This window comes from Paenibacillus sp. FSL H7-0737 (assembly GCF_000758545.1).
Lineage (GTDB): Bacteria > Bacillota > Bacilli > Paenibacillales > Paenibacillaceae > Paenibacillus_AQ.
The window spans coordinates 5972897-5992979 of the sequence record NZ_CP009279.1; the positions used below are offsets into that span (position 1 = coordinate 5972897).

The window sequence follows — 20083 nt, forward strand, 5'->3', positions numbered from 1 at the left end:
TCTCCTCACAATATTAGTCCTGTATATAGGCCTCCGCTTGATCCGCAGCAAGCTTACCAGACGCGAGCCGCTCCAATATGAAATCAATGTTATCCTCAAAGCTACTGCTTACATTCACGCCTTCGATAACTGCAGGAACGGTCTTGCTTTCAATAAAGCCTGCCATTTCTAGAATGGTTGAATAAATGAATACATCCGTAATGTCGATAACACCGGGATATACCTTCTCTACTTCCTTCAGCAGATGTGAAGCCAGAAGAGAATCCCCACCAATCTCAAAGAACTTGTCATAGATGTCGATTTCACTCATGCCAAGAACCTTCGCCCAAATGCCTGCGATGCGAAGCTCAGTTGGAGTTAATGCCTCTCGATCCTTCCCTTTGATCGTAATCGCAGCATCCAGGTTATCAACTTGCTCTAAATTATTACTGCTCGTATGACTTCGTTTATATTTAGCATTCAGCGCAGGCGATAAGCTGACCGGAAGAAATGGAATCGATTCAGCAAAAATCGAATCATTCACTTCACCTACAAGCACCTGTCGATGCTCTAAGCTGCCGATAGTTGTTAAGGCCAGAATCCCTTCTGCAGAAGTTAAGGGTTTGAACATGCCCGCCTTCTCGCTGACACCGTAGTCCAGAGCCATTCCGGTTTCATTCCAGCCTGCCCAATTAATGGTGAGGGTCTTTCTACCTTGCTTATTTCTGAAAAATGAGTACGCATCCTGATAAGCATTCGCGGCGGTATAATCACTCTGTCCAGGTGCGCCAAAGACCGAGGTCAAGGATGAGCAGAGAATAAAGAAATCCAATGGATCTTTCTCCGTAAGCTTGTCGAGCAGCCACGTCCCTTGTACCTTGGGCTTAAGCACTCTCACCATTTCTTCCACTTCTTTGCGGATGATGTAACCCTCCCCAGCTACACCTGCACAATGGATCATGCCGCTCAGCGTTCCATACTTCGCGCGGATATGTTCAAGCGTAGGCTCAAGCTGGTGCTCTTCCGTAATATCTACTGACATCCATTCCACTGTAGCTCCGCAGCTCTCCATCTCTCTCACTGCGTCTAGCAGCCGATGATATCCAGCCTGCAATTTCTGTTTCGCCAGTTCCGGTTGATGCCCTTTCGCTGGATAAGCGGTTCGGCTTAAGAGAATAATGGTTATATCTCCGAAGGAAGCAAGATATTTACCTATCTCAAGCCCAATACCTCCTGTTCCACCCGTGATTACATATACTCCACCCGGTCGGATCTTCAATCCATTCTCAAGTTCCCGGTGAAGTTGAAGTTCAGTGAACTGCTCTACATAACGAACGCCATTTCGATAAGACGAAGTGAATTCCTGCTTAGGCATAAGTATCTCTGCACTGGCTGCGGATACAGACTCATCTCCATCGAGCTCTACGCAGCGAACTGGAATTTTGCTATTTTCATGGCTGATTACTTTAGCTAGCCCAAAGAGTGAGGCATGATGAGGATGGATTTTTTGTTCCTCACCGTTCACTTCAAAAGCTTCAGTAGCCATAACAATAAGCTCCATCTCTCTTCCCCTCTTTGTACCCGCTAAAGCTTTAGATAAGTGAAAGAGGCTAATTACGCCCAGTTGTATTTGTTCATTCACTTGCTCCACATTTGCCGGGCTCTCGTCTTCCGATAAACCCCAAGCGTGAATGATTTTGTCCGCTGATAGATGTTTGGTAGCCTGAAGCAATTGTGCAAATCCTTCCTGCGTGTTAGGCAGTATAAATGTTCTCCCATCAATCTGCTGAAACACTGTTCCGAGAAGGACTTGCGTAACCTCTATCCCGGAGGATTCTAAATACCTAGACATCTTCTGACAAATAGAGCTGTCATTCGCCAACATGATCATTCGCTTTGGTTGAGTCTGAGTTTCGGTCAGCTGAGCATCTCTCGGTTTGGGTATCCAGCAAATCTCATGATATTTACTCTGCTTTCCTGAGATCTCTTGCAGCTTCGTCTCGAACTCATGCAACTTCTTAATCGTATAGTTTTCAATCTCGCCGAAGACTTCGCCATCTAGATCCACCAGAGAAATATCAAAGGCTGCTACTTCGTCGCTGGCCTTGGACATGCTTTTTCTCCTAAGATAACTATAGAATCGACCAGGGATTGCTTTTGCGAATCTGGCTTTTTCGTAGTGAAGTGGTAAGTACAGCCCCTCTCCCGCAGTACCATTAGCAGCGTTAACCGCACCATCCAGCAAGGATGGGTATAAATAATATTTCTTCATCTCATCCACATAAGCCTCAGATATTTCTAGCTTCGCAAGTACCTCATCATCACCAATATAAAGCTTGCGAATATTTCTCCATCTAGGACCAGTGTGCACAAGTGCTCCTGCCAGGGCCTCATCATCGATGATCAATTGGTGGAGACTACGCTGCTGAATCTCGCTGATATCCAGCTTCTTAGGTTTCCCGCTAGCTAATGGATAAATAAATCCCTCGGCATGCTTCACCCACTCCGATTCCGGTCGCGCTTTGCTCACAATCGTGAATTCCAGATGGTCAGCGAACATCCGAATACTGGTCTGAACCTCTTTCTCTTCGTCCTGATCCACGACTAAAGGTAGTGTAAAGAGGACATTTCTCAGCTCGATATTCTGGCTTCCATAATACTGACTACCTACCTCACGGGCCATTTCAATATAAGATGTTCCAGGAAGGATAGAATGCCCTCCAAGCACATGCTCGCGAAGCTCCCAATGTCTTTCGATACTAAATATCGTGGAGTAAATTTGAGTATCTATCGACTTAGCTAAGCATCTGTCCAATAGAGGATGACCAATGGTTTTCTCAGAAGCAGGTCTGCGCTCATGGTGACCTTTACTTTCTATCCAGCATCTTTTTCTAGTGAATGGGTATAAAGGAGCTCTCGTCTTGTGAATTTCTTGCCCCTCATACAGATGCTCCCATTCCACTTCAGCACCTCTCGTGTATACCTTAGCCAATGCGGCAAGAGAAGCCGTATCTGCATGTTGTTTTAAGCGGATGATCCATTCCTCAGCCTCACAAGTCAGGCGGTGTTTATCTTCCTTAGTGATTTCGCCCTGCTCTCTGCTCTCTTTCAGTTGGGAGATCAGTTTGCTCTCTCCGTAATAAATTCTGGGAGAATTAACGTTCTCTGGATCTTGATTCAGCAGAATTTGTATAAGATCCCGAAGTTCCTCCTTATCCGACAAAAGCAGCGCTAAACGGTAATTGTAATGTCCTCTTCCTGTATTTGCTGTATAGCATAGACTTTCCAGTGCAACTTCCGGTTCGGCCAGCAAGTGCTCACCGTAATGTCCAACTAAAGCTTTGAGAGCTTCCTTACTCTTCGCCGACAGTGTCAACAATCGCTCCCCAGATGCGCAAGATTTATGAATTACAGGAGGTGCCTCCTCCAGAATGACATGACTGTTCGTGCCACTTAAGCCGAAAGAGCTGACTCCACATCTCCGTGGCCCCTTTTCATACTCCCATTCCATTAGGCGGTCATTAATGTAAAGGGGGGAATCGATAAAGGGTATGCTCCGGTTCGGGCGTTTGAAATGCAGGCTAGGAGGAAGCTTTTTATAATGAAGTGAAAGAATAGCCTTAATCATGCCCGCCATGCCTGCCGCACCGTCTAAATGTCCAATATTCGTCTTCACGGAGCCTATTGCACAAAATTGCTTCTTATCCGTATGTTTGCGAAAGGCACGCTCCAATCCATTCATTTCTACCGGATCGCCCAGCTTCGTGCCTGTTCCATGTGCTTCGATATAAGTAATGGTGTTAGGATTAACTCTGGCATCCTCCCACGCCTTAAGAATCACAGCTTCCTGTGCGGCAGAATTAGGGGCCGTAATCCCCACCGAGCTGCCATCCTGATTAATAGCGCTGCCTTTAATGACCGCATAGATATCGTCGCCATCGAGCATGGCTTGATGCAGAGGTTTCAGAAGTATGGCTCCCACACCCTCGCCGCCTCCCGTACCATCCGAGCTGTCGTCAAAAGTTCGGGTTCTGCCATCTGAAGCGCTGATACCAATATCTTCGTTCTCACTCTTCACTCCCGGAATCAGGTTCAGCTTCACCCCACCTGCTACAGCCAAATCGCAGTCTCCGTTACGTATAGCTTGGCATGCAATGTGAACCGCTGTTAAGGACGAAGAACAAGCGGTGTCAATCAACATGCTCGGACCCTTAAGATCGAATAAGTAATTGATTCTGCTCGCGATAATGGACTTAATATTTCCCGGGATGGAAATGTTGAATAGAGAAGGATCCGCCATTTCTATAAAGCGTAAGTATTCTTCCAATGAAATATTGCAGTATCCAACATAAATCCCGGTTTTACTGCCTACCAGTTTCTTACCTCCGTATCCGGCATCTTCAATGGCCCCCCACACTGCCTCTAGAAACAGTCGCTGATTCGGGTCCATCAAACTTGCCTCTGTAGGAGAAATAGCGAATAGCTGATAGTCAAACTTATCAATTTCCTCCAAATATGCTTTTTCAGAAAAGTTTAATTTCTTTGCGTCATCAGCATTCATAAAATGTCTAAGATAGTTTTCAGCATCGGCTCTTCGTTCCTGTGGATAAGGTCCAATCTGGTCTTTTCCGGTGCTTAAAGCATCCCAGTATTCATAGCGATTCTTAGAGCTCCCGAATTGGCAGGAGAGCCCGATCACTGCAATATCCCGTCTGGATCCCTGATCCGTTCTATTTGTTCCGGGTCTGGAAGCTTCCGTATCTCTCTTCCGCCTTCCGCTTTCAAACTTAAAATCATTGTTGGCCATGCCCTTCACCTCCATCTAGTCCCGTGATCAGCCTACGCTCATACCATTACTTTATAATCCTGAAATAAATGGCCGGTACCCGTCTCTGCGAACAGCTGCTCGAATCTTTCCACTGCCTCTTCTGGCGGTGTGCCCTTGGTCTTAAACACGCTTTCCAGCATAAGCACAGCTTCTTTCATTTCACTTAAACTAGGTTCTCTTCCTTCCTGCTCAAGTTTCTCTTGCAGTTGTTGAATTTGTTTGTAGGGTTCAGATACTCCCTTTTTGTAGGCTACTTGATCCCAATTGCGGTTTCTAGTACTGACAGCAATCCCTAGGCTTCGAGCTAGCAGTGATAAAGCTGGCCGAGAACCTGATGTTGGAACGGTTTGAACCTGCTCAATGGTCTCCTTGATTACTTCAAGGGATGGCGACTTATCAAAAGAGAGGGTTTGTATTTCAGGCGCTGTTCTGCTCATAAGATTAGTGAGTACGGCGCCTGGCCCAAACTCAATCGCTGTGGTGACCCCTTGTTCAGCCAAATATTTCATACTGGCAACCCACTGAACCGGAGCGACTATCTGTTTCACTAAATTGGCAACAATTTGTTCTCCACCTTCATAAGGACGACCAGAGATATTCGAGAGGACTGGAGTTCCAAACGGCCCTTTCTTAAAGCTGTATTTCAACAGCTCCTCGGAGAATCTTTCTGCTGCTGGTGCCATCAATGAACTGTGAAAGGGTCCCCCCACTTTTAAAAGAACTGCGCGTCCTCCAATACTCTTTAAAGCTTCAATCGCCGATTGGACTGCTTCTTTATTACCTGAAATCACAATTTGTGAAGGAGCGTTAATATTGGATATAGCAACTGAGCATCCATCCCGCGATGCCAACGAACATTGTTTTTCAATCTCTGCTTGATCCACTCCGCTGATCGCAGCCATGGCTCCTGCTCCATCGGCTGCTGCGGCTTGCATTAGCAGCCCTCTTTTACGGGCAATTCGGATGGCATCCGTCAGGGATATCGCACCGGCGCAAGCTAATGCGGAAATTTCTCCAAGACTATGTCCAGCCATCAGATCCGCCTGGGCGCCGATTCTATTCATATACACGCGATAAGCGGCAACACTCATGGCCACTAAAACAGGCTGCGTATTCTCCGTACGGGTTAGTTCCTCTATACTGCCTTCGAAAGTCAGCTTAGCTAGATCGAATCCAGCAGCTTCGTTTGCCTCTTCATATACTTCTTGAGCTTCGGGATATAACGGCACCCAATTTTTACCCATTCCAGCATATTGAGAGCCTTGACCTGCAAATAAAAATGCGATTTTGCCCATGTACAATCACTCCTCTTCTATATTTGGACCTCAAGCATTTTGACAACGCTGTCCGCGTACTTCTCCAAAAATTCAAAAACCTTAGCTTCTTTCCACAGATCTGTACGATAATCACAGATACATTCATAGCCCTCTAAATCCTCAACAATTTGCACATATAAATCAGCCTGGTGAAGACTCATATTCTCCTCATATTCGTTATAAGAGAAGTATGGCACGATCGATTTGCTGTTCTTCAAGCGATCCGTTTCCAGCCAATCAATAGCTTGATAGACCGGATAGCCATCTGAGCCTTTCAGTCCTGAAATAGTTGTAGATACCTGTTCAAGAAGCTCATTAAATTGATAAATGTCATCGAAATCTGTTGTAACCGGCACAATCCATTGCAGATCCTCTGAAAGGACCTGGACCACAATTTCTTCTTGCACACTCATTTCAAATATCTGATAGAAGAATGCAGCTAAGAACAAGCTAGGTAGATCAAAGGTAGACCCTTCCTCCCAATCACGCAGTTGCTCCGCTCTCCATCCCTCTAGACGGAATCGAATGTTTCCATCCCCTTCCTCTTCCTCGAGGCTTCGCAAGCAATCCGCTCTAAGCATTACTTCTGTATGAACGGGTTCGATCACCGCTGGCTGTGAACTCTCATCTATAAAGCACGCAAGCTTGGATATGGACGGATAATCAAACAAATCAACGACTTTTACTTTTCCCGGAGCCTCCTCCTCTAATCTGGCATGAACTGATACTAAAAGCAGAGAATTCCCGCCTAGATCAAAGAAGTTATCATCGAGACCAATCTGCTCGACCTCTAGCAGCTCCCCCCAAATCCGAGAAAGCATCTGTTCAGTCTCCGTCTTGGATGAGGAATATAGAACCTCCAGCATAGGTCGTGCTACACTAGGCTCCGGTAAAGCGCGTCTGTCGATTTTCCCATTCGGGGTGATCGGTAGCTGCTTCAAATACATATAAGTCGAAGGCATCCATGCCTCGGGTAAGGTCTCTGAGAGGAACAATCGAAGCTGCGAAACCGGAATCTCCTGTCTGGCCTCATAATAAGCAACAAGGTATTTACCAGATTCCTCATTCTCACGGGTTGTGATTACACAGCCCTCTACTTCTGGATATTGAGACAATCGATTTTCGATTTCCTCGAGTTCAATACGAACCCCTCGAATTTTGACCTGGTCATCCATTCTTCCGATGAATTCTATGTTTCCGTCGGAAAGCCATCTGGCGTAATCACCTGAACGGTACATTCTCTCTCCCGGCTCGAAGGGATTGCTAACAAACTTAGCTGCAGTTAATGCTTCATTATGCAGGTAGCCTCGTGCGAGACTATCCCCTGCGATACACATTTCCCCAATCACTCCCTCTGGTTGTAATGCTCCATACTCATCAACAATATAAATCCGCGTGTTATGAATTGGGCGTCCTATATGATTGGCTAAGCGGGAATCGTAAATGGTATAGCTGGTAGCGACAACGGTATTCTCTGTGGGGCCGTAGTTATTCACCAGCTTATAAGGTGTATTTCGCGTCTGCTTCAGCCGATCACCACCTGTAAGCAGGATCCGAAGTGATGGACTATGATTTGGCAGCCTAATGAATCTTTCACAGATGGAAGTGGGCAGAAAGCTAATGGATATCCCCTTCTCTTCAAAAAAGTGATTAAGCATCACCATATCAAGCTTAGCTTCCGCAGGAACAATGTGGATGGAAGCACCAGCCAGCAAGTAAGGAAATATCTCCCATACTGATGCATCAAATCCGAACCCAGCATATTTTGTTGCACGATCAGTAGCCGTTACCTCGAATTGATCCAGATGCCAGAAGCATAGGTTGAGTAAAGCTCGATGCTCAATCATGACACCTTTGGGTGCTCCTGTTGATCCTGATGTATAAACAACATAAGCCAGATCTTCAGGAGTATATGGCACGTTTGGATTACCTAAGCTCTCTTCCTCGTCCCCTTCCCCCAAAACCTTCAGATCAAGTAATCTTCCTCCGTAATGTTTGGGCAGTTCCAGTTCTGTCTGGTATAGCATCGCCTCTGCTTTACTGTCATTCAGCATGTACTGAATACGGTCCAGCGGATATTCGGGATCAATCGGCAGATAAGCAGCTCCTGACTTTAAAATGCCAAGTATGCCACTGAACATCTCCAGTGAGGGCTGAGCCATAATGCCTACAATGGAGCCCGAACCTATGCCTTGTGCTTGCAACTGGTGAGCAATTCGATTGGCAGCTGCATTAAGTTTCTGGTAAGTAAATTGCTGATTGCCGGATGTGACCGCCGCTTCATCCGGCATCTCCAGTACTTTCGATTCAAACAGCTTAACCACGGTTTGGGTCTGCGGATAAAGAGTAGCGATAGGGTTGAATTCATAAAGCAATCTGTTCTTCTCCTCAGGAGGAACAATATCAAGCTGCATTAACGGTTGATTGGGATGGCTCAGGGCTTCCATTAACCAATGAAGCAATTGGCCCGAGAGGGTAGAAACCTTCTCCGCTGAGAACAACAGGCCGTTGTATACTACCTCCAGAATCATTGCTTCATTTCGCTCTACCAGAGCAAAAGCCATTTCCGCACCAATAATTTCCGCTTCTTCTGCACTTTCGAGTGCTTCTGTAAGCACTAGCGTTTTCCAAGGTGACTCTCCCCGTTCTACCTTAAGGGGCTCCAAGCTTTTTTTAGGCTTCAAAGATGATCTCTTGATGGAATCCTCGGTGAAAGATTCCATGATGCCCGATTCTACAAGCTGTTCCATCAAAGAAGAACCAGGATCGATAGAAGTCAGCACAGGATATACCCTTCTCTCCACCTTCGAACCAGTTGCACTTTTCGTTAGCACCCCGGTTGTAATCAGTTGATTACCGCAATATTTGAAGAGCATATATTGCACGGCTCTTAACAGTAGAGAAACTTTTCCGCTGGAGGAGTTAGATACCACCTCCATTACTCTTTCAGCTAGAGCAGAGGGTAAGGGTATTCTGCACTGCTGAAATTGATAGACTTCTTCAGAAAATAGATTTCTCTGTTCATGTTCCTCAGGAAATCCACTCCAGATTAGCTCCCCCTTAGACTGCTGCTTCTCTGAATCATCGCTAAGATCCCATAACTTCCGATCATGCTCTTGCTCCGGAAAGCCGCTCATGACCCGTTTATTTACTGCCATCTCTTCTCCTCCTTTTGAATATCATTCATTCCTTACTGACCTCCTTCTACAATAAATTAGGAGTATATCTCTTCAGCCGGAGAGTGGATATCCACTTCCTGAATATAACAATCAGGAGCCTCTGCCATGGTTCGAAGAACCCGCATATATTGGTTGGCCATATTGACTACGGTCTCTTCGCGGAAAAGCGAAGTTCTATAATTGAAGCTAAAGTACAATTGATCACTTCTTTCCCCGGCGAACAGTGCCAGGTCAAACTTGGTTAACCCTGAACGTATATCCAGCCTTTGAACAGCAAGCCCATTCATCACCGGATCTGCTCCTGGATCCGCCAAGCTCTGGAGCTCGAATAAGGTATCAAACAATGGATTTCGGGATGCTTCTCGTGCAAGCTTCAGATCACTGATCATATGCTCGAAAGGGAAATCCAGATGGTTAAATGCAGACAACGTCTCCTCCTTCAACTCTCTAAGGAAGGTTCTGAAGGTCTTCTTCCCTTGCGGACGGCTGCGAATAGCAGCTGTATTCACCAACATGCCCACCATGGAGCTTAAATCGCCATGACTTCTACCAGATACGCCACAACCGACAATAACATCCTCGCTATCCACATACTTGGACAACCAAATATGATAACAAGCAGCCAGCACATTGTTCAGGGTAGTTCCTTCCGTTATGGAAAGCTTCTTCAGGGCTTCCCTCAATTCAGGCTCTGCTTCAAAGCAGACGTCCCTGCCTTCATACGTTCTAGTTACAGAGCGAGGGTAGTCGGTCGGGAGATCTTTAGAGGGAAGAACACCTGAAAACATCTTCATCCAATAGCTCTTTTGTTCACTGTACATCTCGGACTGTAGAAAGTTCTCCTGCCATACAGAGAAATCCTTATACTGCACTTCCAGCTTCGAAAGGCCTGTTCCGTTGTATAGCGCAGTTAAGTCGCGAAGCAGAACAGATATTGAGGTTCCGTCTGAAACAATATGGTGCATGTCAAGGAACAATACATTTCTCTGCTCATGAATGTTAAGCAGAACGGCTCGGAATAAAGGAGCACGAGTCACATCAAAGAATCTACTATACGATTTCAGTGCTTTTTCCAGACTAACCTCAGGGATTTTTCGATACCCCATGCGAAATGGAACTTCGGAATGAACCTGCTGTACAATCTTGCCTTGATTCAGATGAAAGGAGGTTCTTAACGGCTCATGCCTTGCAATCAACTGCTCCAAGGCCTGTTCTAACCGGGTACGATCCAGAACGCCGTCAAGCATAAGCGCTACAGGCATGTTATAGACCGTGCTGCTCTCCTGCATCTGGTTCAGTACAAACATCCGTTTTTGCGCTGAGGAAGCAGGGTACAATCCGCTAGCTTCCAGTGATACTACAACTCTTGCCAAGGTCTCCCGCTGCTCTTTTTCAAGTAAGCTTGCAAGCTCCCGGATGGTTGGATAATGGAACAATTCAGCAATAGCCACCTTAATGCCCATTTGCTTATGAATTTCGGACACCAGCGAGATCGCCCGGATCGAATCGCCCCCGAGTTCGAAGAAATTATCCGAGGCATTCACCCCCGTCTTCCCTAGAACCTTATTCCATACCTCTGCCAGACTGCGTTCACACTCATTCTGGAAAGTTGTATCCTCATTTCCTCGCTTGGAGGTGAACTTAGGGGCAGGCAATGCTGCAATATCCGTTTTCCCATTAGACGTCAGTGGGAACTGCTCCAGATGAATAAAAGCGGCTGGAAGCATGTAATCTGGAAGACGACAGGATAGATGCTTCCGCAATTCTCGTTCTTCTACCTTTCCCTCGCCGATAATATAAGCACACAAGTATAACTTGCCTTCATCATCCTTTCTGCCGATAACAAGCGCTAAGGTTACCTCTTCATGACGGAGCAGCTCGTTCTCGATTTCATCGGTCTCAATCCGGTAGCCGCGAATTTTGATTTGACGATCTATTCTTCCGATGTAGCAAAGGTTTCCGTCTGGCAGCCACTTCACCAAATCCCCTGTCTTATACATGCGTTTTTCAGGAAAATAAGGATTGGAAATGAACTTCTCTGCGTTCAGCTCCGGTCGATTCAAGTAACCGACAGCCAAGCCTGTACCTGAAATACATAGCTCCCCTTCCATACCTGCTGGCATCAGAAGATGATCCTTGCCAAGTACGTAGATCTCCGTGTTTGCAATCGGCTTACCAATATATACAGGTCTATCCGGCTGCAAATTTCTAAAGAAGGTTGTTGCCACGCTATTCTCCGTAGGTCCGTATTCATTCATCAACTCTGTGTGTGGGAGCAGCCGTTTGCTCTCTTCAATCACGTGTTTCGTAATCTGTTCACCCGCCAATGTCACTTGATTTAGCGAATGCAGACGCTCCGCTTCACAGCATTCGAGAAGAGCCAGATACAGGCTAGGCACTGCTATAAAATGAGTTACATGGTAATCAGAAATACTGTCCGCGATAACAAACGGATCCTTAGCATCACTATCAGACAGTAGAACCACTCGACTTCCCGAGATAAGTGGAGTGAATAGACTCGTCAAGAAGCCATCGAATGAGAAAGAAAATAACTGAAGCACAGTGTCCGAGATCCCGAGTGCATAAGCCTCACGGCGCCATTGCAGCGTATTGGCTATACTCCGCTGAGTAACGGCCACTCCTTTTGGTCTTCCCGTCGTACCCGAAGTGTAGATGACATAAGCTAGGTCATCTGGTGATTTCTTCAAAGGCAATGTTCCCTCGTCCTGATGCTCCACCGGATTTTCAAAATTAATCACCGTACCTGAGAAACTAATCTTCTTGCTTCCTTGTTCATTAGTTAGCAGCCACTTGGCTCCGCAATCCTCCAGCATGAAAGAGATTCTTTCCTGCGGGTAATCAGGATCAAGAGGTACATAAGCCCCTCCAGCTTTCCATATCGCTAGAATTCCGATAACCATCTCGATCGAACGATCCAGCATCACAGCAACCGTAGCTGAAGGTTGAATACCCAAGCTGACAAACCCTCTTGCCATTTGCTCTGCACGCTCGTTTAGCGCTCCGTAGGTGATCTGTGAGTCGCCATGGACTAATGCGATCTGCTCGGGGTTCGATACTGCCTGCTCTTCAAACAACAGGAGCAAAGTATTATTTTCCTCGTATTCAACCGCAGTGTTGTTGTAGCCGAACAAGAGCGCCTCTTTTTCAGCTCCATTCACCATCTCAAGCATGGAGATACTGGCATGAGGACAGCTACACAACTGGCTCAACACCTCAGTAAAGTAACGACTAAGTCTTTTTACCGTCTCTAGCTTGAATAGTTGGCGACTATAATCCCATTTCAGTGAGATCCCGCCAGCTACCTCTTCCACAGCCACTAGTGTAAGATCCGTCTTGGCACTACCAGCACTGTTCTGAATAGGTGTGCATACGGTATCTCCAAACTGAAGTCGGCCTGTCTCGGTATTCTCATAGATGAACATGGCGTCAAATAGTGGATTACGGCTAGCATCAGGCTTTACATCGAGTGCATGAACTAAATGATCGAAAGGATAGTCCTGATTTTCAAAAGCATTCAGTGTAGTCATTTTGATCTCTTGTAGAAATTGCTTTCCTGTTTTATCGAAAGCTGGATTTCCTCGAATGACCAAGGTTTGAGCGAACATCCCTACCGTATCGTGGATATCACCCTCTGTTCTTCCCGCTGCCACGGTCCCTACAAGTAGATCTTGTTCTCCAGTAATCTTGGCTAACATGATTTGAAAAGCGGCCATTAAGACCATATAGGATGTCGTACCTGTCTCTCGACTGAGTGCTCCGATCCTTCCGAACAATTCCTCATTCAATGTGGCCGTCAAGCTGGCACCTTCAAAGGAACGAACAGCTGGTCTCGGAAAATCCACTGGCAAGTTCAACACCGGAATATCACCCTGAAGTTGCTCTATCCAGTAGTTCTCTTGAGCCTTCATACTTTCAGAGCGGATGAACTGCTGCTGCCAGACTGCATAATCCTTATACTGGCGCCACACTGGTGGTAGTAATTCCCCACGATAGAGCTGCATCCACTCTTTAAAAAGAATCGCTATTGAGCTGCCATCACTTATGCTGTGATGCATATCGAGCATGAGCAGATATCTTCCGGTAGACAGTGTTCCGATTCCGCAACGTACCAAAGGTCCTTTGGTAAGCTCAAAGGGACGAATAAAGCTTCCAATCATCTCCTCTGATTGCTCTTCTGTCCCTTGGTAATGTTCAAGTGGAATCTTCTGCTCTGGCAGAATCCGTTGAGCCACCGTCCCCTCTACCTCTTCAAATACAGTACGTAAAGCTTCATGACGATTCGTTAACTCCTGAAGACTTTCTCCCAGTCTTGCAAGGTCTAGCTCCCCATCCAGGTATACCGCAAAGGGGATATTGTAGCCGATACTATCCGGTTCTCTCATGGATGAAGCGTAGATCCGCTGCTGTGCAGAAGATGCCGGGTACAACACCTGAAACTCTGCCACTGGAACAACCCGTTCTAAGTTAGGCTGCGCCAGGTTCATATTCTCTGATAATTGTCTAACCGTCGGACCTGAAAATAATTTTGAAAGTGGCAGATGAAGCTGAAATCGCTGCTGTATTTTGGCTAAAAGGACCATCGCCTTCAGCGAATGTCCGCCAAGCCTGAAGAAATCATCATGCACACCGATACTCTGAACACCCAGTACTTCCTTCCAGAGTTGCAGTAGCAGCTCTTCTTGTGTATTCGCTGGTCCTTCAAAGAGTTGATCGCCCGCTTCTAATAATCCGTACATTGGCTCAGGCAGAGCCCGAGTATTCACCTTGCCATTTGAGGTTAAAGGCAGTGCATCCATAAAGATGAAATGGGCTGGAATCATATATTCCGGCAATCTTTGACTTAAGTAATGGCGGATATCCGTCGGCTTAAGCAATTCGTCAGTAACCAGATACGCGCATAATTGCTTGTTTCCTATACCGTTGTCCTTGGCGAGCACTACCCCCTCTTGCACTCCAGCCAACTGTAGCAGCACTGCCTCTATTTCCCCTGGCTCTATACGAAATCCACGAATCTTTACCTGTTGATCTATTCTGCCGTGGAACTCTATCGATCCGTCCGGAAGCCAGCGGCCCAAATCCCCCGTCTTATACATCGTGCAGCCTTCCAGATATGCATGCTCTACAAATTTATCTGCGGTCATCTCCGGTTGATTCAGATAGCCGAGCGATAAGCCATCACCGGAAATCATAATTTCCCCGAGCGCACCTATAGGCTGCAATTGATGGTAACGATCCACAATGAACACTTGGGTATTGGAGACCGGTCTGCCGATCGGAAGGGTCCCCGAATTTGAAAGAGCCTTTACTTCCTGGTAAGTAGCGAACACCGTGCTTTCCGTTGGACCATAAACATGAATCAGCTTATCATCACCAAAGGTATCGAGTGCTTTACGAACATGATTCACAGAAACGCGTTCCCCTCCGAAGAGAACTTTCCTTACCTGAGACAAAGCTTCAACGTTCACATCCACGACGGTGTTGAATAATGCGGTGGTAATAAACAGTAGCGAAATGCGTTCGTTCTCGATCATCTTCGTCCATTCCGTGATATCCGAAATCGACTCCTTGTCAATTAGCACCAGCTTAGCACCATTTAAAAGAGCGCCGAAGATATCAAAGGTAGATCCGTCGAAAGCATAATTGGACAATTGCAGCAGTGCGTCATCTTCAGTAATTTTGATATAGTTAGTATTCCTTACTATGCGAATAATGCCGGAATGACTGCTTATCGTTCCTTTCGGCTTGCCGGTAGATCCTGAAGTGTACATCACATAGGCTGGAGAGGAGGAATCTATCTGACAAGGAAAAGGTATGAATGATTCGTTAACCTGAAGCGCATGCAGACCATCGACCCATATCACTTCACGCAGAACTTCTCTCGTTGTTTCATGAATTTTTGTTACTAATAAGCTTTGGGTTAAAAGTACCTGAATCCGTGCATCCTCAATAATGGTGCCGATACGTTCTTGTGAATACTCTGGATCTATAGGTACGTAGGCTCCGCCTGCTTTCAATATTCCTAAGATCCCAATGATCATTTCAAATGAACGTTCCACCATCAGCCCCACTCTATGACCTGGGCCAACACCTTGAGTTCGAAGCAGATAAGCCAACCTTCCAGACTGCTGATCTAGCTCCTCATATGTCATTTGCTCTTCACCAGAGACTAGGGCAACATGTGTAGGAAACTTTGCCACCTGCTCCTCAAATAACTGTGGAACCGTTAGATCTCTTGGATAGTCCGTCCAGGTATCGTTAAATTCCTGAACAATGACTGCTCTCTCTTCCTCGCTCATCAGCTGCAGTTCTTTTATTGGGGCATCTGTCTTCCGAGTCATCTCCCGTATAATATTCAAATAGTGCTCTGTAAAACGCCGTATCGTCTCCTGGTGGAACAAATCAGTTCCATACTCCCATCGGAAAACAATTTCATCCATACGCTCCTCGGCAAACACCGTCATATCAAACTTGGCTATCTTATAATCAAAAGGATAGTAAGACAGCTTGGCATGGCCCAGTTCAATCTGCGGAACATCCATATTCTCCAGAATAAACATGGTATCAAAGATCGGATTCCTGCTTTTTTCTCTTCGTACTTGAAGCACATCCAGCAGCTCGTCGAAAGGGTAATGCTGATTCTCGAATACATCCAACGAACGTTCCTTGATTTCTTTCAGGAAATCAAAAACGGTCTTGTCACCTTCCGGATAATTTCTGTGCGCTACCGTATTCACGAACATGCCCATCGTCCGTTCCAAATCCGCATGTGGCCTTCCCATGGAGACTGAACCGACAATAATATCCTCTTGCCCCGTGTATTTTGATAAAAGAATGTTATAGGCTGCCAGCAAGACCATAAATAAAGTGGCACCCGTTTCTCTAGACAACCGCCGAATATCATCGACAACCGCTCCATTCAAGGTGAACTCAATAAAGTCACCTTTGAAGCTTTGTATAGCTGGCCTTGGAAAATCACTTGGCAGATTCAAGACGGGAAGATCGTCCTGAAGTTGTTCCTTCCAGAATTTCTCCTGTTTACCGCGCTCCTCCACTCCTTCTGAACTCAATCTCCACTCAGTGTAATCCTTGTACTGGATAGTAGCTTCTTCTATAGAATAACCAGCATAAAGATCCATCAGTTCCTGAAATAAAATCGCTGTGGAGATGCCATCAGAAGCAATATGATGAATGTCCATCAGTAGCAGCTGTCTTCCATCCTCAACCCGAACCGTCTGTGCTCTGAGCATCGGAGCCCTGTCTAAGGCAAACGGAGTAATAAACTCATCAATTAATGAAGCAACAGAATCTCTATCTCCTGTAATATCCGGGACTTCAAAAGAGAACTCCTGATGCACTTGCTGCATCAGCCCTTCCTCCGTCATAAGATAAGACGTCCGCAGAATTTCATGCCGTCCGATAATATCTTTCATGGCCTGCTGCAACCGTACGCGATCCAGCTCCCCATCCACGATCCATATATTCGGCATATTATAGGTGGTCGATTGATCATCCAGCTGACTTAAGGCGTAAATTCTTTGCTGCATTGGTGACGCCGAATACATCACCCGTGACTCAGCTGCCGGGATTGGTAGCTGTACTCGCTGGATCGCCCCTCCCATCCAATCCGCAAGACCTGCTATAGTGGAAGTGACGAATAGTTGTTTAAGTGGCACCTCGATACTAAGCTCCTTTTGAATTCGAGATACAAGCACCATGGCCTTAAGCGAATGACCTCCCAGTAAGAAGAAATCATCTTGAATACCTACACGTTCTATATTCAAGACCTCTTGCCAGATATAAGTCAGCTTGCTCTCCAGCTTATTGCGTGGAGCTTTATAGATGTTGTATAAGAAAGCACCTGCTTCCGGTTCGGGAAGCTCCTTCTTGTTGACTTTACCGTTAGGAGTTACAGGTAAGGTAGCCAGCTCCATGAAATAGGTCGGGATCATAAAATCAGGTAATAATTGAGTCAGGAAAGCTCTCAACTCTGCTGGTTTCAGACCTGAATCTGTTACATAATAAGCGCAGAGTAAATTTTGTCCACTGGAATCCTGACGGCCAATCACGACCGCATCTGTGATGTCCGTATGCTGCTGTATCTGATATGCCACCTCTGCGGGTTCTACTCGGTAGCCTCTTATTTTTATCTGATCATCTATCCGTCCTAGGTAAGCAATAGAGCCATCTGGCAGCACTCTACCTCTGTCACCTGTACGGTATAATCGTTCTTCACATCCTGATAAAGACAGGATTAGAAACTTACTGCTATTCAAATCCTCACGGTTTATATACCCTTTGCCTACTCCATTTCCAGCAATGCAGATTTCTCCGGCTAAACCCGTCGGCATCAGATGATTGTTCTTATCCACAATGTAGATTCTAGTATTATCAATAGGTTTGCCAATCGTAGGCATCTGACTAAATCGCTCTAATCCATCTCGTTCCATCCAATGAGCAATACTGCCGATTGTAGCTTCTGTAGGGCCATAATGATTCATTACTCGAATGTTACTGCTAAGCTGGAAAGTCCGTTCCACGTCCCTCACATGAATCGGTTCACCGCCAAGTACTAGCACTCTCAAGGATGGGAAGAACAGATCCTCAGCCTCTGTTTCGTTTTGCAACGTGCTGTAAAGTGTTGGTGTCATTTTTAAGAAGGTAAGATTATGAACTCTACCATATTCAAGAAGCCGCTGTGGAGATGCATATAACTCTTTATCCAGTAAATGAAGTTCGCACCCACTTACCATTGCTGAGAAAAGAGCGGTATATCCGAGGTCAAAGGCAAAGGAAGAGGTTAAGGCCGTCTTATCACTGGAACGAAGCTCTGCTGTACGCTGGAACCAGATCAAGTAATTCACAAGATTATGGTGAGCAATCGCGACTCCTTTAGGAACTCCCGTTGTTCCACTGGTATAGATCACATACACCGTATCCGTTGGATCATTATCCGGCCATTGGATCTCCGCACCATTCTCCATTTGATTGCTATCAAGATACAACGTTTCTACCGGAAGTTCCTCTGCCCGAAGATTGCCCTCTTGTGTAATTAACAGCCTTGCTTCACTATCTTTTAGCATATAAGCTTGCCGTTCTGCCGAGAATTCAGGATCTATCGGTACATATCCAGCTCCCGCTTTTAACACACCCCAGATTGCTACGATCATCTCTAGCGAAGGCTCTGCCATAATCCCTATAATATCTCCGGGGCCTATCGCCCATTCTCTGAGCTCACGAGCGAGCGTATTCGATTTTCCATCCAGCTCAGCGTAGGTCAACTTGCTTTCGCCATATACGAGTGCAACGTTATCCGGATTCTGAATAGCCTGTTGCTTGAGCCACTGTGTAAGGGTCCCTGGCTGTTCCAAAGCAGAATACTCTGTTCCCTTTGCCGATCCTGAAGTAGCAGCATCTGTACCTGATAGCAGCATCAATTCGCTGATTCTCATATCCGTCCGATCCAGAAGACTTTCGGCAATTAATTCGATATGTCTTTGAATGCCCTCTATAAAATCCTGATCATATACCTTGGTGTTGTAACCCAAACGTATGGAGATTTCTCCACTAGGAACGATTACAACATTGAAGTGATAGTTGGTCTGTTCGAAGACCTGCACTTGGCTTAATACAAAGCCAAGATCACGTTCATTTTTTAATTGAATCCCTTCTTCTAACGGGTAATTCTCAAAGACAAGCACATGGTCCAGAAGCTCCCGCTTGAGTAACGAAGCGTTCTGAATTTCAGGTAAAGCTACAAATTCATTCCCTGAAGAAAGTGCTACATGATCTCTTACCATTTCTAGCAATTCTGCAAAAGTAGTCTGATCATTTCTGCGAATACGAACCGGAATGGAATTGATGAACATGCCGACCATCTGCTCAATCCCGCTCACCTCTGGTGGACGCCCAGAGACCACCGAGCCAAACACTACATCATCTACATTATTATATTTCTGTAGTACAATGCCCCAGATCATATGCAGCATCGTACTGAGCGTAACACCACTCTTTCGGGCTAAGGCCTCTAATCTCTCGGTCAACGCCCGGTTTACGGTAAAGTTCACTTCTGAGAGCGAGTAGGCTTCACCTTCGACATTATCCAGCTTCCATGCAGGAACTCCCGCACGCTGCTCATATCCCGACAAATAATGGTTCCAATAATCCATCGCTGAATCTTTATCCTGCTTCTCTAACCACTGAATATAGTTAGAGAACGGCAACACCTGCCGAGTTCTTATCGGTCTGTTTCTTTTAAGCTGCCGATACATACGTCTGAAATCCCGTAGTAGCAAGCCCACACTCCAGCCATCAAGTATGATATGGTGAAACGTCCATATGACATCGACTCGGCGGTCGCTCCGCTCAATAACCGTCAACCTGACAGGAGAATCCAGCGTTAAATCGAACGGCTGACTTCTGTCCGATGCTTTATATTGTTCTATAAATTCAGATTGTGCTGTCTCATCCAACCCGATAACCTGTTCTGTACGAATACTCTGCACCCGCTGCTTCAGCACGACCTGCACCGCTTTTTTCACATTCTTGTGAATGAACACGGTACGTAGAGCCTCGTATTTCTCAACGATTAGTGCGATCGTCTTTTCAAAGATACGTGGATTAAATTCGCCTTGCAGACTAAAATGAAATTGCTCTAGGTAGACGCTGGAAGCTGGATGCATTAAATGATGGAAGAGCATTCCCTCCTGCATAGGTGTCAGAAAATAAATATCCTTAATATCCGCCTTTGTATACATTTGCCT

The 20083-nt window shown here is 46.0% G+C and carries 4 protein-coding genes; all 4 read right to left on the reverse strand.

Annotated elements, in window-relative coordinates; translation table 11 throughout:
• Positions 1–13: 13 nt before the first annotated feature.
• The 4 genes from H70737_RS30025 to H70737_RS26090 are packed head-to-tail and all read right to left on the reverse strand — an operon-like array spanning position 14 to position 20077.
• Entirely contained in the window at positions 14–4786 is a 4773-nt protein-coding gene (locus H70737_RS30025) for a type I polyketide synthase (RefSeq protein ID WP_052404431.1), read from the reverse strand.
• Positions 4787–4824: 38 nt separating this feature from the next.
• Positions 4825–6102, reverse strand: coding sequence for an ACP S-malonyltransferase (gene fabD / locus H70737_RS26080; protein WP_042191997.1), 1278 nt, complete (start codon positions 6100–6102; stop codon positions 4825–4827).
• A 17-nt stretch (positions 6103–6119) separates the two neighbouring features.
• On the reverse strand, positions 6120–9281 hold the full coding sequence (locus H70737_RS26085) for a non-ribosomal peptide synthetase (protein WP_052404432.1): 3162 nt from the start codon (positions 9279–9281) through the stop codon (positions 6120–6122).
• 56 nt (positions 9282–9337) lie between these two features.
• Positions 9338–20077: a non-ribosomal peptide synthetase gene (locus tag H70737_RS26090; RefSeq protein ID WP_052404433.1), complete on the reverse strand. Its 10740-nt coding sequence runs from the start codon at positions 20075–20077 to the stop codon at positions 9338–9340.
• Positions 20078–20083 lie beyond the last annotated feature (6 nt).

What these genes read in the sequence shown, in the direction of transcription:
- H70737_RS30025 (WP_052404431.1), bottom strand. Translation starts at nt 4,786, where the DNA reads ATGGCCAACAATGATTTTAAGTTTGAAAGCGGAAGGCGGAAGAGAGAT.
- fabD (WP_042191997.1), bottom strand. Translation starts at nt 6,102, where the DNA reads ATGGGCAAAATCGCATTTTTATTTGCAGGTCAAGGCTCTCAATATGCT.
- H70737_RS26085 (WP_052404432.1), bottom strand. Translation starts at nt 9,281, where the DNA reads ATGGCAGTAAATAAACGGGTCATGAGCGGCTTTCCGGAGCAAGAGCAT.
- H70737_RS26090 (WP_052404433.1), bottom strand. Translation starts at nt 20,077, where the DNA reads ATGTATACAAAGGCGGATATTAAGGATATTTATTTTCTGACACCTATG.